Raw genomic sequence first — 14,707 nt, 5'->3', positions numbered from 1 at the left:
ATCCAGGGCGCAATGTTACCCGAGCACAGGCCGATTCCGGCGGGAGAAGGCGGGGGAGGAAGAATCAGGCTATAGTTCCGGGCTACCGGCGCATCACGCCGGATATCAAGAAAAACATACCGGAGAGAAACCATGGCGGGAATGTCTGTGAAGAAGAGCTTCACACGCATGATCATGCTGTCGCTGGCCTTGCTGATCGTTCTGTCGGCAGCCATCCTGTACCACGAGCGGTCTTCCTTGCTGGCGGCCCGGCAAGCGCTGGTCAAGACCCAGATCGAAACGGCCGGCACCCTGATCGACGCTTTCCGCCAGCGCGCCGCGCGCGGCGAACTCAGCGACGCAGACGCCCGCGAGGGCGCCCGCCGCGCCGTCAGCGCCCTGCGCTATGGCGGCAACGAATACTTCTGGATTCACGACACCGGCCTGAACATGGTCATGCACCCGATCCGTCCCGAACTTGACGGCAAATCGGTAGCCGAGATGAAAGACCCTGCGGGCAAATTCCTGTTCCGCGAGATGAACCAGGTGACGGCGGCGAGCGGCGCCGGTTTCGTCGATTACCTTTGGCCCAAGCCAGGATTCGATCAACCGGTGGCAAAAATTTCCTATGTCCGCCAGATCCCGGAATGGGGATGGATCGTCGGCACCGGCATCTACCTCGACGATGTCCGCAGCGCCTTCATCGATTCGCTGATCAAGCTCGGCACGCTCGTGCTCGGCGCCTGCCTGTTGCTCTGGCTGTTCCTGCGCCGGGTTGCCGGCGGCATCATGACGCAACTGGGCGGCGAACCGGCCCAGGCCGTGGAAGCCGCCGGCCGCATCGCCCGCGGCGACCTTTCCGGCAGGATAGAACTGGCGACCGGCGATACCGACAGCCTGCTCGCGTCCATGCAGCGCATGCAGAGCGAGTTGCAGAAAGCCCTCGGCGAAGTCGGGCGGATGGTCGAACAGGCCGCCGCCGGCGATTTTTCCGCGCGCATCGATCTGACCGACAAGCAGGGCTTCATGCGGGCCTTGTGCGAGCAGTTGAACCTGCTCAACGACAAGCTGATGCTCCAGCTCGGCGGCACCCCGGAAGAAGCCGTTCAGGCCGCCCAGCGCATCGCCGCCGGCGACCTCGATTTCGCGATCGCACTGCACAACGACAACCGGCATAGCATCCTGCATGCCATGCTCAGCATGCAGCAGACCCTCCAGCACGTCATCGCCGACGTTCGCCAGCAGGTCAATGCTGCCTCGCGCGGCGATTTCAGCCAGCGCATCGATACCGCCGGCAAGCAGGGCTATGCCCGCGAACTGACGGAACTGCTCAACCAGCTCAACCAGACCGCCAACGCCGCCTTCGGCGACATTGCCGCAGCCTGCAACGCGCTGGCCAACGGCGACCTGTCGTGCCGGATCACGCAGCACTACCCGGGGCGTTTCGGCGAGACTGCCGACAACATCAACACGACCGCCGAAAACCTGACCCGGGTCATGCAGCGCATCATCGATTCGGTCAATCTGGTGACCACGGCCGCCGGTGAAATCAGCGCCGGCAACCTGGACCTCTCCCGGCGTACCGAACAGCAGGCAAGCAGCCTGGAAGAGACCGCAGCCAGCATGGAACACTTTGCCGTCATGGTCCGCGCCAACACACAGAGCGCCGAAGCCGCCAACCGGCGCGCCATCGAAACCCGCGAACAGGCCAGCGCCAGCAGTCAGGTGGTCGAGGCCTCGCTGGGGACGATGCGGGAGATCCGGGCCAGTTCGGCACGCATCCACGACATCGTCGATGTGATCAACGGCATCGCTTTCCAGACCAACATCCTGGCCCTGAATGCCGCAGTGGAAGCGGCCCGGGCCGGCGACAGCGGTCGCGGCTTCGCTGTCGTCGCCACCGAAGTCCGGGCCCTCGCCCAGCGTTCCGGTCTGGCCGCCAAGGAGATTTCGCAGCTGGTCGCCGACACCATCAGCAAGGTGGAAACCGGCTCCAGCCAGGCGGAACGTGCCGGCGCCGCAATGCAGGCGATTGCCGCGGCGATCACCGACGTCACCGAAATCGTCGGCAACATTGCCCGCGCCTCGAGCGATCAGGCGCAGGGCATCGAGCAGGTGTCGACGGCACTCGCCAGCATGGACGAAACCACCCAGCAGAATGCCGCCCTCGTCGAGGAAGCTGCCGCTGCCTCCGAATCGCTGCGCGATCAGGCCGATGTGCTGAAGGAACTGGTCGCGGCCTTCCGCCTGGAAAGCCGCGGTCGCCAGGAACTGCTGACCTTGCGCTGAGCCCGATCAGGCCTGGGCGCGCATGCGCTCGGCCCGGGCTTTCGGGCTCGGGTGAGTGGACAGCCATGACGCCCCACCGCCGCCCAGCGCATCGAGTTTCTCCAGCGCCGTCACGCAGGCCGCCGCCGGATAGCGCTGGGACTTCATGAACTGCATCGCCAGATCGTCGGCCTCGTTCTCGTTGGCCTGCGAATGCTGGGCGCGAACGACCTGCTCAAACAGGTCGCCAAGTTGCGATTCGGCAAGCTGCGCGGTCTTGCCGCCGGTCGATGCCACGGCACTGCGCAGGGCGCTGGTGCGCATCGCGGTCTGGATGCGGGACTTGGTGTGACCGGCCTTGACGTGGCCGATTTCGTGACCGATCACGTAGCGGATCTCGTCGTCGGTGAATTTGTCCATCAGCCCGCTGTAGACGCGGATGGTGCCGTTGGCCATGGCAAAGGCGTTCACTTCCGGCGTCAGGTAGGCCTTGATGTCGAGCTTGAGACCGTCGTAACTGTCCAGCCCCTTGGCCAGTTTGGCGATGCGTTTGCCGTAGGCATCCTTCGGCCCGGCCAGCTTGTTCTTGGCATCGGAATCGGCGGCCATCTGGTCGAAGTAGGACTTGAGGTCGGCGTCGCTGAGCGTCTCCGATTCCATCAGCGTCTTGCCGGCTTCGAGCACCTTGCCGAAATTGAACTGGGCCAGCACCGGATTGACGGCGCTGACACCGGACATCAAAGTACCCAACAGCACGAAATCGCGACGTTTCATCAAAGCTCCCGACGGTAAAAACTGGAAAGGCGCGATTATATGCCATCGACACATTTTCCATGCAATGCTGCTGTCGGGCAGCAGGCGCTACAATGCGCGCTTCGCGAAGCTCCCCGATCGACCATGCGCCCCTCCCGTTCCGAATTCCTCGACGCCAACGGCGTCCGCCTGCACATCCGTCGCTGGGGCAATCCCGAGGCGCCGACACTGTTCCTGCTGCACGGCTGGATGGATGTTTCCGCCTCCTGGCAGTTCGTCGTCGATGAATTGCAGCGGGACTGGAACATCGTCGCCCCCGACTGGCGCGGCTTCGGCCCGTCGCAGTGGTTGGACCGCCCGTATTTCTTCGCCGAGCACATGGGCGACATGCTGGCCATCATCGACCGTTACGCGCCGCAAGGGCAGGTTCGGCTGGCCGGTCACAGCATGGGCGGCATCATTGCCACACTGTACGCCGGCCTGTATCCGGATCGCGTCGAAAAACTGATTTCACTCGAAGGCTTCGGTATTGCGCCAACCACGCCGGACATGGCGGCCGGCCGCTACCGGCACTGGCTGGGCGAATTGAAGAATCCGCCGCGCCTGCATGTCTATCCGGATCGACCGGCTTTCGCCCGGCGCCTGATGAAGACCGATCCCTACCTGACCCAGGCGCGCGCCGATTTCCTGTCGCGGCACCTGGCGCGGATCGGCGATGGCACGACCAAGGGCGGCGAGTACCGGCACGGCATCATCTGGAACGGCGATCGCTGGCACAAGGCGATGTCGCCCAACCTGTTCCGCCTCGAAGAGTCGATGGCGATCTGGCGCGAGGTCAGCTGCCCGGTACTGTGGGTCGCCGGCCGGCAATCGTGGATCGTGCGCGATTTCGCCACCCGCCCCGGCGACTGGGAAGCGCGCCGCGCCTGCTTCGCCAATGTCCGTGAAGCGTGGATCGACCAAGCCGACCACATGCTGCACCACGATCAGCCGGAACAGGTGGCGGCGCTGATCGAGGACTGGTTTACGACTTGAGCAGTTCCTCGCGGGCGCCCAGCCAGCGCTGCAGGTGCTTCTCGGCCAGGTCCGGATGCTCGGTCAGCATTTCCTCGGCAACTTCGCGCGCCATCTCGACCAGGTCGGCGTCCATTTCGAGATCGGCGTAGCGCAGCAGCGGCACGCCGCTCTGGCGGGCACCGACGAATTCGCCGGGACCGCGAATCTGCAAGTCCTGGCGGGCAATCTCGAAACCGTCGGTGTGCTCGAAGATGATCTTCAGGCGCTGGCGGGCAACCTCGCCGAGCGGTCCGGCGTAGATCAGCACACAGCTTGATTCGTACTGGCCGCGGCCGACCCGACCGCGCAGCTGGTGCAGTTGCGACAGGCCGAAGCGCTCGGCGTGCTCAATGACCATCAGGCTGGCATTGGGCACGTCGACGCCGACTTCGATCACCGTCGTCGCAACCAGGACGTCGATGTCGCCGGCGGCGAAGGCGCTCATCACCGCCTGTTTCTCGTCGGCCTTGAGGCGGCCGTGCACCAATCCCACGGTCAAGCCCGGGAAATCGGCGGAAAGCTGTTCGTAGGTTTCCTCCGCCGTCTGCAACTGCAGGGCTTCCGATTCCACGATCAGCGGGCACACCCAGTAGGCCTGGCGGCCTTCCTCGACATGTTTCTTGACGAAGCCGACGACGTCCTGGCGGCGGTTGTCGGCGACCAGCCGCGTCTTGATCGGCGTCCGGCCGGGCGGCAGTTCATCGAGCACGGTGACGTCGAGGTCGGCGTAGTAGCTCATCGCCAGCGTGCGCGGGATCGGCGTCGCCGACATCATCAATTGGTGCGGGTTGCTGCCCTTCTTGCGCAGCGCCAGGCGCTGGGCGACGCCGAAACGGTGCTGCTCGTCGACGATGGCCAGGCCCAGCTTGGCGAAGTCGACGCCGTCCTGGATCAGCGCATGCGTGCCGACCACCAGTTGCGCATCGGCCGCCGTCGCCGCCAGTTGCTCGCGCTTGGCCTTGCTCTTCAGGCTGCCGGACAGCCAGGCGACACGCACGCCGAGCGGCTCCAGCCAGTCCTTGAGTTTCAGGTAATGCTGCTCGGCGAGGATTTCGGTCGGCGCCATGAACGCCGCCTGCCAGCCGGCGGAAATCGCCTGGCAGGCGGCCAGCGCGGCGACGATGGTCTTGCCGGCGCCGACGTCGCCCTGCAGCAGGCGCTGCATCGGATAAGGCTGGGCGAGGTCGCCGGCGATCTCGGCCATCGCCCGCAACTGCGCACCGGTCAGGCCGAAGGGCAGGCGGTCGAGCAGACGGGCGCCGAGGTCGTCCCGAGCCACCAGCACCGGTGCGCCCTGCTCGCGGCGCGCCAGGTAGGCGCGGCGCAACGACAGTTGCTGGGCCAGCACCTCGTCGAACTTGACCCGCCGCCAGGCCGGATGATTGCGTGCGTGCAGCGTGTCGACGTCGGTACCCGGCGGCGGGCGGTGGAGGAAATGGATGCTGCGCGCCAGGCCAGGCAGCTTGAGGCGCTGGCGGATTTCGTCGGGCAGCGTCTCGGACAGGTCGCCGTCGGCCAGCGCCCGGCCGATCAGCTTCTGTAGTGCGGAATTGGCCAATCCTGCGGTCGATGGGTAAATCGGCGTCATTTCCGTCGGTAGCGGCTCGCCCTCGACGATCTTGCGGAAACGCGGATGCACCATCTCCAGCCCGAAGAAGCCGCCGCGCACCTCGCCGAAGACGCGCACCAGCGAGCCCTCGCTGAGCGCCGCCTGCTGGTTCGGGTAAAAGCTGAAGAAGCGCAGCGTGATTTCGCCGCTGTCGTCGCAGGCGCGCACGACCATCTGCCGGCGCGGCTTGAACTGGATCTCGTTGCTCAGCACGCGCAGTTCGAGCTGCACCGCCTCGCCGCTGAAGGCGCGAGCGAGTTCGGTAATGCGCGTTTCGTCCTCGTAGCGCAGCGGCAGATGCACCAGCAGATCGGCCTCCGTGTGGAGACCGAGCTTGGCCAGCTTTTTCTTCAGCGCGTCGGAGGCGCGGATCGGCGCCAGCGACATCCGGCGATCAGCCGAGGAACATCACCGCGTCTGCCTCGACCAGCGCGCCGCGCGGCAATTCCTTGACGCCGACGGCAGCACGCGCCGGGAACGGCTCGCTGAAGTAGCGGGCCATCGTTTCGTTGACCTTGGCGAAGTTGCCGAGGTCGGTGAGGAAGACATTGAGCTTGACCACGTCGGCCAGCGAGCCGCCGGCAGCCTCGGCCACCGCCTTGAGATTTTCGAAGACACGAACGATTTGCGCGTCGATACCGTCTACCATCTGCATGGTCGCCGGATCGAGACCGATCTGCCCGGAGAGGTAGACGGTATCGCCGACGCGCACGGCTTGCGAGTAGGTGCCGATGGCGGCCGGCGCGTTCGGCGTGGCGATGATGGTCTTGGCCATGTGGAATTCCTTCTGATAATTGGCGAAAGCCGCTATTTTAGACCCGAGCATCGATGAACCCGCGTATCGAATCCCTGGAAAAAATGATCGACGGCCCGCGTGACGGCGCCCTGCTCCGCTTCTCGCTGGGCAATGAGTACCTGAAGGCGGCGGCGCCACAACAGGCGGCAAATTGCTTCCGTGCGGCAGTTGAACGCGACCCGCAGTATTCGGCGGCGTGGAAGGCGCTGGGCAAGGCGCTCGCCGAAGCTGGCGATGCGGCCGGCGCTGTCGCTGCCTACGAAGCGGGAATCACGGTCGCCGAGACGAAGGGCGACATCCAGGCCGCCAAGGAAATGAGGGTGTTTGCCCGGCGCCTGCAGAAAGCCGGTTAGCGTCCGCCCTTGGGGGCAATCAGGATCGAGTCGATACCCAGTTCGCGCAATTTTTCCTGGGCTTCGGCGGCCTCCTTGCGCGTGCGGAAAGGCCCGACCTGCACCCGGGTTTCGATGCTCGATTGAACCCCGCTCAGCGTCAGCTTGGCATGCAGTTCTTCGGCCCGCTGAGCACTGGTGAACACGCCAGCCTGCAGGACAAAGCCGGAGAACAAACGGGGCGCAGCCGGGGCGGCCGGGGTGGACTCGACCACCCGAGCCGAAGGCACCGGTGCCTTCGGCGGGCTGACGGGCGGCGCAGGCGCAATCGGCGGTGCCGAGGTCATTTCGGGAACGATTTCCGGGCTGGCCGGTGCCACAGGACGCACCCGCGGCCGTGCCACCGGTGGGCTTGCTGGCGCGACCGTGGGCTCAATCGCCGGTTGCGCAGGCACCTCGGGCGGCGGTGGCGTCGCGACCGCAGCCTCAGCCGGGACGGTAGCCGCGGGCACCGCTTCCTGCGCGACCGGCGCCTCGTCGACGACCGGCTCGACTGGTGTCACCGGCTGCGTCACCATCTTCTTGGGCGCGACCGGCACCGGTTCGGTGAACACCCGGACTTCCTGCTCTTCTGCCGGCTGGGACAGATGGTCGAAAACCGCCAGCATGCCCAGCAGGATCGCCACCAGACCACCGGCCACGGCCAGCCGCCGGATCATCTGGTTACGCAAGTCAGGGCTTGCTGCCGCTTCGTTCATATCACCGGCTGCCGGCTTGTCCGTCATGCTCATTCCTCACTGAACCTGGCTACGGGCAAGCGCCACCACCAGTTCGGCTTCGGCGCGCGCGATCCCGCAGCGTTCGGCAATCGCCGCTGCATCGTAACCTGCCGCCGCCATCTGTACCGCATCGCCGTAGATCGGCGAAACCGTTTGCGCGGCGCGCAAATGCGCGACTTCCTGAAGCATGTCCTCGCGCAGCGCCGCCAGCTCCCCGCGCATCGCGTCGACTTCGTCGCGCAACTGGCTCAGTTCGCGCGCCAGCCCCTCGGCGACCAACTCGCCGGCCATTCGCGCGGACGACGAGGCAAATGCCTCGGCCGACAGGATCTCGTCGCTCCGGTCCGGCACTGGGGATTCAGGCTCGTTGGCGGAGACCACAGGGGCTTCGGTCGGTCCGGGTTGGCCCGCACCAAGGCCGCTGGCTTGCTCCGCCGATGCGCCCCCCAGCCGCCGCATCCGCCACAGGACCACGGCAATGTACAGCGCAACCAGAACGATCAGCGCAAGTACGGCCTCGCGCACGCCGATGGTCAGACCGGCGATTTCGAGCGAAGGCAGACCGGCGCCGAACACGACCCCTTAGAACCCGATCGAATACTGGACGCCCACGACATGGGCACCGCTCTCGTACTTGCCCGCGGGTTGGCTGATCTTGGCATCGCGCATGTAACGATAAGCGTAGCCGACATCAAGCACGCTGCTACGGCCAAAGGTCCATTGACCGCCGAGGGACAACCACATGCGGTCGCTGTCCGGCATGCGCACGGTGCGTTTGCTGTCGCTGACCGGCGAGCGGTCATAGGCGATGCCGAATTTCAGCTTCGCCTGATCGGTGTATTTGTAGGCAGCCCCCCAGGCCAGGCGCCAGGAATTGTCAAAGCGCATGCCGGTGAAGTCGGCCGACTTCCAGCGCGTGTGCGACAGGTCGCCCATGGCTTCCCAGCGATCCGAGACCTGTTGCCAGACCGACAGGGTGAACACGCCCGGGGTATCGATGTCGTGCCGTGCGGCAACGCCGTTGTTGCGTCCGGAAACGTCGTGCTCGATTTCCGAGCGATAGGCGACCCCGACGCGCATGGCCGGCGACAGCGTAAACAGCGCACCGACGTTCCAGCCCAGCGCCTTGTCGTCACCCTTGAAATTCTCGGGCACGCTGCTGGTCCGGCGCAGGTCCAGCGTCTGGTAATTCAGGCCGGCACCGACAGACACCAGTTCATTGACCTTGTAGGCAATGGCCGGATTGATGTTGACCGTGGTCAGTTCGGTATCGACGCCCGCGGCGCTGCCAACCCAGCCGGCGTCGTAGCGCGTATCGAGCAGGTAAGGCCGGGAAATGCCCAGGCCGACGCTCAGGGCCGGCGTGAACTGCCAGGTCAGGTAGGCGTTGGGCAAGGCATTGCTCTCGCCGGCATCGCCGCCGGAAGCGACCCCGCCGGTCGTGCGGAACTTGTGGCGTTCGGACACGCCGACCACGCCCATGGAGAAGTTGACGCCCTCAAGGCGGCTCATGCCGGCCGGATTGGCAAACAGCGTGGCGGCATTGTCGGCGATTGCCGCCGAGCCTGCGTACGCGACACCGAGGCCGCTGGCATTCTGCTCAAGCGCCTGGTAGCCGGCTGCCGATGCCAGACCGGAAAAGGCCAGCAGCATCGCGGCGGGCAGGGTACGCATGGTGGTCTTGTTCATTTCCTGAATCCCCGAAGACATCCGAATTATTTGATCGCGCGATTTTATTCCATTTCCGCGCCATTTTTAGCGGGAACCTCACGTTTGTTGCCCGATTCGTCGATTGCCACGTAAGTCAGTTCGGCCTGGGTCACCTTGACGGTGATCGGATCGGCATAATTCCGCTCGGCAAACACCTCGACGCGCACCGTCAGCGAGGTCCGCCCGACGTGCACGATTTCGGCGTAAAGACTGACGATGTCGCCCACCGACACCGGTTGCCGGAACTGGAAGGAATTGACGGAAACCGTGGCCACTCGACCGCGGGCCCGGCGCATGGCGGGAATGGCGCCGGCCACGTCGACCTGGGCCATGACCCAGCCGCCGAAAACGTCGCCGTTCTGGTTGAGGTCGGCGGGCATCGGCACCACCCGCAAGGTGGGCTGGCGGTCCGGCAAATTGAGGCACTGCTTGTTCATGAAAAATCCTTGACGACAGATTCTGCCGATTCTCCCGGAAATCCCGCTTATTTCATATACTCGTTGCCTTCGAGACTCAGGGTAGCCCCCATGCGCCGCGCCACCGCCTTACCGAAACCGCCTGCCGGGCAACCGCTGCAGGAAATCCACGTCTGGCAGACGGTGCGCAAGCTCTTCCCCTATCTCTGGCAATACCGTTTCCGGGTCGTCGCCGCCCTGCTCTGCCTGGTTGCCGCCAAGCTGGCCAATGTCGGCGTACCGCTGGTCTTCAAGGACATGATCGACGGCCTGTCGGGCGAGGTGCTGGCGTTGCCGGTGATGCTGCTGGCGCTTTACGGCGCGTTGCGTTTTTCCAACTCGCTGTTCACCGAATTGCGCGAACTGCTGTTTGCCCGCGTCACCCAACGGGCCATCCGCAAAGTGGCGCTCGAGGTCTTCGAACACCTGCATGCGCTGTCCCTGCGATTTCACCTGGAACGGCAGACTGGCGGCATTTCCCGCGACCTTGAACGCGGCACGCGCTCGATTTCGAGCCTGATTTCCTACACGCTGTATTCGATCCTGCCGACCCTGATCGAGATCGGGCTGGTGCTGGTCATCCTTTACGTCCAGTACGACATCGGCTACGTGTTGATCACGGCTGCCTCCCTGGTCGCCTACATCGTGTTCACGGTCAAGGTCAGCAACTGGCGCATCGCCATCCGCCGTGCGGTCAACGAAAGCGATTCGGCCGCCAACACCAAGGCCGTCGACAGCCTGCTCAATTACGAGACGGTCAAGTATTTCAACAACGAAGCCTGGGAGGCGCGGCGTTACGACGAGCAACTGGTCAAACTCGAAGACGCCAGCACCCGTAGCCAGAACAGCCTGGCCCTGCTCAACCTCGGCCAGCAGGCGATCATCGCGCTGGGCGTGACGGCCATGATGTGGCGCGCCGCCAACGGCGTGGTCGAGGGCCGGATGAGCATCGGCGATCTGGTGCTGGTCAACGCCTTCCTGATCCAGCTCTACATGCCGCTGAATTTTCTCGGCATCGTTTATCGCGAAATACGCCAGGCGCTGACCGATATCGAGCGGATGTTCGGACTGCTCAACGAAAACCGCGAGGTTGCCGACGCCCCGGATGCGCATGAATTGCCGGCGGACCGGCAGATGCGGATCGACTTCGAACAGGTCGGTTTTGCCTACGAACCCAACCGGCGCATCCTGCACGAGGTCAGCTTCACCATTCCGGCCGGACAGACCTACGCGGTTGTCGGCCATTCAGGCGCCGGCAAGTCCACGCTGTCACGCCTGCTCTACCGTTTCTACGATGTCAGCGACGGCAGCATCCGGATCAACGGCCACGATCTGCGCAGTGTCACCCAGCACAGCCTGCGCTCGGCCATCGGCATCGTTCCGCAGGACACCGTTTTGTTCAACGACACCGTCCTCTACAACATCCGCTACGGCAAACCGGATGCCGACGATCAAGCCGTCTTCGCCGCGGCCCGCGCAGCCAGCCTGCATGAATTCATCGACGGCCTCCCGGACAAGTACCAGACCCGGGTCGGCGAGCGCGGCCTGAAGCTTTCCGGTGGCGAGAAACAACGGGTGGCAATTGCCCGGGCCCTGCTCAAGGATCCGCCGATCCTGATCTTCGACGAGGCCACCTCGGCGCTCGACTCCGCAACCGAGCGCGCCATCCAGCAGCAACTCGAACTGGCCGCCCGCGGCCGGACCACGCTGATCATCGCCCATCGTCTGTCTACCGTGATGAACGCCGATTGCATCCTGGTCATCGAGGACGGACGCATCGTCGAACGCGGCACCCACGCGATGCTGCTTGCAGCCGGCGGCAAGTACGCCGACATGTGGTACCTGCAGCAGCGGGAAATTCAGGAGCCGGGCAGCGAAGGCGTGGTAGCATGAAAACGCCGGCCGGTACCTGAGCGCACCTCCGATTGAACCTTGCCATGACAATGAATAACGCATTCGAGAAGATGAGCGTGCTGGCGGTTGACGACAACCGCACCAATCTGCACATCCTGCAGGTCTTCCTGAAAAAACTCGGGCACGAGGTCATTCTTGCGGAAAACGGCGAGGAAGCCATCGCCCGCTTCCAGCAGTACCATCCCGATCTGGTGCTGCTCGACATCATGATGCCGGTCATGGACGGCTTCGAGGCGGCGCGCCGGATCAAGGCCGCCAGCCGGGACAAATGGGTTCCCATCATCCTGCTTTCGGCACTCAACCGCGACGAGAATCTGGTCGAGGGTCTTGAGGCCGGCGCCGACGATTACCTGACCAAGCCGATCAACTTCGTCGTCCTCGAAGCCAAGCTTCGCTCGATGCAACGCTCCCTGTCGATGCAGCGCAGTGCGACGGTCGCGCTGGAACGCCTGCTAGCCATCTCCGACAACGTTCCCGACGCCATCGTCACCTGCAACGGCAGCGGCGAAATCCTGACGGTCAATCGTGCGACCGAAATCATTTTCGGTCACCCTGCGGCCGGGCTCGTCCAGCGCCCGATTGGCCTGCTGGTACCCGATCTGCAGTGCACCGCGCCGACGACAGCGACGACCCGGAATCGTGAACGCGAGGCCATCGGCCATCGCCGTGACGGCAGGGCATTCCCGGTCGAATACGGGCTCTCCGAAGTCAGCATCGACCATGAGCGGATTTTCGTCATCGTCATTCGCGACATCACCCAGCGCAAGCTGGCCGAATCGCAATTGCAGCAAAACGCCGCGCTCTTGCAGACCTACTACGACCATAGCCAGAACGAACAGCAACTGGCGCTGCGGTTGATGGAGAAGTTGCTGCATCGCCCTGGCCTGCTCGACGCCCGACTGCGCTACAAGGTCATTGCCACCGAGAACTTCAGCGGCGACATCGTGGCCGCGTCGCATTCGCCCGAAGGGCGCTTCTACGCCCTCCTCGCCGATGCCACTGGACACGGACTGCCCGCCGCGATCAGTGTCCTGCCCGTATTGGCACTGTTCTACCGGATGACCCGCCTGAACCGGACCATTCGCGAACTGGTGCTTGAAATCAACCAGCAGTTGAAGGAGTCGATGCCGATCGGCCGCTTCGTTGCCGCCACCATCGTCTGTCTGGACGAGATCAGCCTGAGCGGCGAGATCTGGATCGGCGGCACCCCGGAAGCCCTGTTGATCGATGCCGACGGCCAGATCTGCGAACGCTTCCCCTCGGAAAATCTGGCGCTCGGCATCATCGACAGTGCCCAGATGAACGACCAGCCCCGACGTTTCGAATGGCAGCCGGGCAGCCAGCTGCTGATGTATTCGGACGGCGTCCTCGAAGCAGCCGATCCGGAAGGACGGCAATTCGGCAGCCAGGGAATCAGCGACGCGGTACGGGACACATCCAGGGAAGTACGCTTCACGGCACTGGAGGACGCACTGTCGGCCCACCTTGGCCAGAATGCCGCGGGCGACGACGTGTCGCTGATGCTGATCGACTGCCCCTGAATTCCGTCCTGCAAAAATAGAAAAAGGCCGGTTACCCGGCCTTTTTGCATTGCGTGAGCTGGACGATTACTCGGCCGACTCGTCGACTTCAACGGCTTCGGTCGGCTCGGGACGATCGAGCAGTTCGACGAAAGCCATCGGTGCGTTGTCGCCAACGCGGAAGCCGCACTTCAGGATGCGCAGGTAGCCGCCCGGACGGGTAGCGTAGCGCGGACCGATTTCGGCGAACAGCTTGACCACGATCTCGCGATCGCGCAGGCGGTCGAACGCCAGACGCTTGTTGGCCAGCGTCGGGTTCTTGCCGAGGGTGATCATCGGTTCGACGACACGACGCAGTTCCTTGGCCTTCGGCAACGTGGTCTTGATGGCCTCGTGGCGGAGCAGGGAAACGGTCATGTTGCGCAGCATCGCCAGGCGATGGCTGCTGGTACGGTTCAGTTTGCGAAGTCCATTGCGGTGACGCATGGTTAATCCTTTCTATGTTCTGCAGGCGTCCCTTGACTGCCCGGATCGGAAAAAGGCTTACGCCTTCTCCAGACCGGCGGGCGGCCAGTTTTCCAGTTTCATGCCGAGCGTGAGACCACGTGCGGCAAGAACTTCCTTGATTTCGTTGAGCGACTTGCGACCCAGGTTCGGGGTCTTGAGCAACTCGTTTTCGGTGCGCTGGATGAGGTCGCCGATGTAGTAGATGTTCTCGGCCTTGAGGCAGTTCGCAGAGCGAACCGTCAGTTCGAGATCATCGACCGGACGAAGCAGTACCGGGTCGACCTGGGCCGGCTTGGACGCTTCGGCAACCGGCGCCGTGCCTTCCAGATCGGCAAAGACCGACAGTTGTTCGATCAGCACGCGGGCAGCGTAGCGTATCGCTTCTTCCGGTTCGACCACACCGTTGGTTTCGATATCGACGATCAGCTTGTCCAGGTCGGTACGCTGCTCGACGCGGGCGTTCTCGACCGAGTAGGCAACGCGACGAACCGGGCTGAACGAGGCATCCAGCACCAATTGACCGATGGTCTTGGCATCGCCAAGATTGCGGACATTACCCGGAACGTAGCCACGGCCCTTTTCAACCTTGATTTCCATGGCGAGCTTGCCGCCGGTGGACAGGTGGGCAATGACATGCTCCGGATTGATGATTTCGACGTCGTGCGGCAACTCGATGTCGCCGGCGCGAATCACGCCCTCGCCTTCCTTGGCCAGCTTCAGGGTGACGACCTCGCGGTTGTGCAGCTTGAAGACGACCCCCTTGAGGTTCAGGAGGATATCGACGACGTCTTCCTGGACGCCATCGATGGTCGAGTATTCGTGCAGCACACCGTCGATCGACACTTCCGTCGGTGCATAACCCGGCATCGACGACAACAGGATGCGGCGCAGGGCGTTGCCGAGGGTGTGACCGAAACCGCGTTCAAACGGTTCCATGACCACCTTGGCTTCGACCGGCGAAACACTCTGTACGTCGATGATGCGGGGCTTGAGAAGTCCACTGCTTTGCATGGGCTAGATTCCTCTGCT

At 64.0% G+C, this 14,707-nt stretch carries 14 protein-coding genes; 5 read left to right on the top strand and 9 right to left on the bottom strand.

Annotated features, from left to right (window positions below):
• Positions 1–132: 132 nt before the first annotated feature.
• Entirely contained in the window at positions 133–2,268 is a 2,136-nt protein-coding gene (locus Q0799_RS14480; RefSeq protein WP_298399596.1) for a methyl-accepting chemotaxis protein, read from the top strand.
• 6 nt (positions 2,269–2,274) lie between these two features.
• Here Q0799_RS14480 and Q0799_RS14475 read toward each other — a convergent pair whose 3' ends face one another.
• Positions 2,275–3,021: a M48 family metallopeptidase gene (locus Q0799_RS14475; protein ID WP_281983491.1), complete on the bottom strand. Its 747-nt coding sequence runs from the start codon at positions 3,019–3,021 to the stop codon at positions 2,275–2,277.
• Between the two features lie 123 nt (positions 3,022–3,144).
• On the opposite strand from Q0799_RS14475, the gene Q0799_RS14470 reads away from it, so the two are divergent.
• Entirely contained in the window at positions 3,145–4,035 is an 891-nt protein-coding gene (locus tag Q0799_RS14470; RefSeq protein ID WP_298399594.1) for an alpha/beta hydrolase, read from the top strand.
• Here Q0799_RS14470 and recG read toward each other — a convergent pair.
• Both recG and Q0799_RS14460 read right to left on the bottom strand, forming a co-directional pair.
• Entirely contained in the window at positions 4,025–6,052 is a 2,028-nt protein-coding gene (gene recG / locus Q0799_RS14465) for an ATP-dependent DNA helicase RecG (protein WP_298399592.1), read from the bottom strand. The genes Q0799_RS14470 and recG overlap by 11 nt on opposite strands.
• A gap of 7 nt (positions 6,053–6,059) precedes the next feature.
• Positions 6,060–6,440 carry a RidA family protein gene (locus tag Q0799_RS14460; protein WP_028994217.1) on the bottom strand — a complete coding sequence of 127 codons (381 nt, stop codon included), beginning with the start codon at positions 6,438–6,440 and terminating at the stop codon, positions 6,060–6,062.
• 53 nt (positions 6,441–6,493) lie between these two features.
• Here Q0799_RS14460 and Q0799_RS14455 point away from each other — a divergent pair, with 53 nt between their 5' ends.
• Positions 6,494–6,814: a tetratricopeptide repeat protein gene (locus Q0799_RS14455; protein WP_298399589.1), complete on the top strand. Its 321-nt coding sequence runs from the start codon at positions 6,494–6,496 to the stop codon at positions 6,812–6,814.
• Here Q0799_RS14455 and Q0799_RS14450 read toward each other — a convergent pair.
• From Q0799_RS14450 to Q0799_RS14435, 4 genes are read right to left on the bottom strand one after another with little or no spacing between them, the layout of a single operon-like run.
• Positions 6,811–7,578: an SPOR domain-containing protein gene (locus Q0799_RS14450; protein WP_298399588.1), complete on the bottom strand. Its 768-nt coding sequence runs from the start codon at positions 7,576–7,578 to the stop codon at positions 6,811–6,813. The genes Q0799_RS14455 and Q0799_RS14450 overlap by 4 nt on opposite strands.
• Before the next feature lie 9 nt (positions 7,579–7,587).
• Positions 7,588–8,148 carry a DUF2802 domain-containing protein gene (locus Q0799_RS14445; RefSeq protein WP_298399586.1) on the bottom strand — a complete coding sequence of 187 codons (561 nt, stop codon included), beginning with the start codon at positions 8,146–8,148 and terminating at the stop codon, positions 7,588–7,590.
• A gap of 6 nt (positions 8,149–8,154) precedes the next feature.
• The gene (locus tag Q0799_RS14440) at positions 8,155–9,261 is read right to left on the bottom strand and encodes an outer membrane protein transport protein (protein WP_298399584.1); all 1,107 of its coding nucleotides are present in this window, start codon (positions 9,259–9,261) and stop codon (positions 8,155–8,157) included.
• Between the two features lie 44 nt (positions 9,262–9,305).
• Complete coding sequence (locus tag Q0799_RS14435; protein ID WP_298399582.1) at positions 9,306–9,719, bottom strand: acyl-CoA thioesterase; 414 nt, start codon at positions 9,717–9,719, stop codon at positions 9,306–9,308.
• 90 nt (positions 9,720–9,809) lie between these two features.
• Between Q0799_RS14435 and Q0799_RS14430 the strand changes: the two genes are divergently transcribed.
• Both Q0799_RS14430 and Q0799_RS14425 read left to right on the top strand, forming a co-directional pair.
• Entirely contained in the window at positions 9,810–11,630 is a 1,821-nt protein-coding gene (locus Q0799_RS14430; RefSeq protein ID WP_298399580.1) for an ABC transporter ATP-binding protein/permease, read from the top strand.
• A 44-nt stretch (positions 11,631–11,674) separates the two neighbouring features.
• Positions 11,675–13,192, top strand: a complete 1,518-nt coding sequence (locus tag Q0799_RS14425) for a SpoIIE family protein phosphatase (RefSeq protein ID WP_298399578.1) — start codon at positions 11,675–11,677, stop codon at positions 13,190–13,192.
• Positions 13,193–13,258: 66 nt separating this feature from the next.
• Here the strand turns inward: Q0799_RS14425 and rplQ are convergent, their stop codons facing one another.
• Both rplQ and rpoA read right to left on the bottom strand, forming a co-directional pair.
• A complete protein-coding gene (gene rplQ / locus Q0799_RS14420) occupies positions 13,259–13,657 on the bottom strand; it encodes a 50S ribosomal protein L17 (protein WP_028994211.1) in 399 nt (132 codons plus the stop codon).
• 57 nt (positions 13,658–13,714) lie between these two features.
• Positions 13,715–14,689 (bottom strand): DNA-directed RNA polymerase subunit alpha, encoded by a 975-nt coding sequence (gene rpoA, locus Q0799_RS14415; RefSeq protein ID WP_298399576.1) that lies wholly within the window; start codon positions 14,687–14,689, stop codon positions 13,715–13,717.
• Positions 14,690–14,707: the final 18 nt, after the last annotated feature.

This window comes from uncultured Azonexus sp., assembly GCF_937982035.1.
Taxonomy (GTDB): Bacteria; Pseudomonadota; Gammaproteobacteria; order Burkholderiales; family Rhodocyclaceae; genus Azonexus.
This window is presented reverse-complemented; position numbering and strand designations above follow the sequence as displayed.

What these genes read in the sequence shown, in the direction of transcription:
- Q0799_RS14480 (WP_298399596.1), top strand. Translation starts at nt 133, where the DNA reads ATGGCGGGAATGTCTGTGAAGAAGAGCTTCACACGCATGATCATGCTG.
- Q0799_RS14475 (WP_281983491.1), bottom strand. Translation starts at nt 3,021, where the DNA reads ATGAAACGTCGCGATTTCGTGCTGTTGGGTACTTTGATGTCCGGTGTC.
- Q0799_RS14470 (WP_298399594.1), top strand. Translation starts at nt 3,145, where the DNA reads ATGCGCCCCTCCCGTTCCGAATTCCTCGACGCCAACGGCGTCCGCCTG.
- recG (WP_298399592.1), bottom strand. Translation starts at nt 6,052, where the DNA reads ATGTCGCTGGCGCCGATCCGCGCCTCCGACGCGCTGAAGAAAAAGCTG.
- Q0799_RS14460 (WP_028994217.1), bottom strand. Translation starts at nt 6,440, where the DNA reads ATGGCCAAGACCATCATCGCCACGCCGAACGCGCCGGCCGCCATCGGC.
- Q0799_RS14455 (WP_298399589.1), top strand. Translation starts at nt 6,494, where the DNA reads ATGAACCCGCGTATCGAATCCCTGGAAAAAATGATCGACGGCCCGCGT.
- Q0799_RS14450 (WP_298399588.1), bottom strand. Translation starts at nt 7,578, where the DNA reads ATGACGGACAAGCCGGCAGCCGGTGATATGAACGAAGCGGCAGCAAGC.
- Q0799_RS14440 (WP_298399584.1), bottom strand. Translation starts at nt 9,261, where the DNA reads ATGAACAAGACCACCATGCGTACCCTGCCCGCCGCGATGCTGCTGGCC.
- Q0799_RS14435 (WP_298399582.1), bottom strand. Translation starts at nt 9,719, where the DNA reads ATGAACAAGCAGTGCCTCAATTTGCCGGACCGCCAGCCCACCTTGCGG.
- Q0799_RS14430 (WP_298399580.1), top strand. Translation starts at nt 9,810, where the DNA reads ATGCGCCGCGCCACCGCCTTACCGAAACCGCCTGCCGGGCAACCGCTG.
- Q0799_RS14425 (WP_298399578.1), top strand. Translation starts at nt 11,675, where the DNA reads ATGACAATGAATAACGCATTCGAGAAGATGAGCGTGCTGGCGGTTGAC.
- rplQ (WP_028994211.1), bottom strand. Translation starts at nt 13,657, where the DNA reads ATGCGTCACCGCAATGGACTTCGCAAACTGAACCGTACCAGCAGCCAT.
- rpoA (WP_298399576.1), bottom strand. Translation starts at nt 14,689, where the DNA reads ATGCAAAGCAGTGGACTTCTCAAGCCCCGCATCATCGACGTACAGAGT.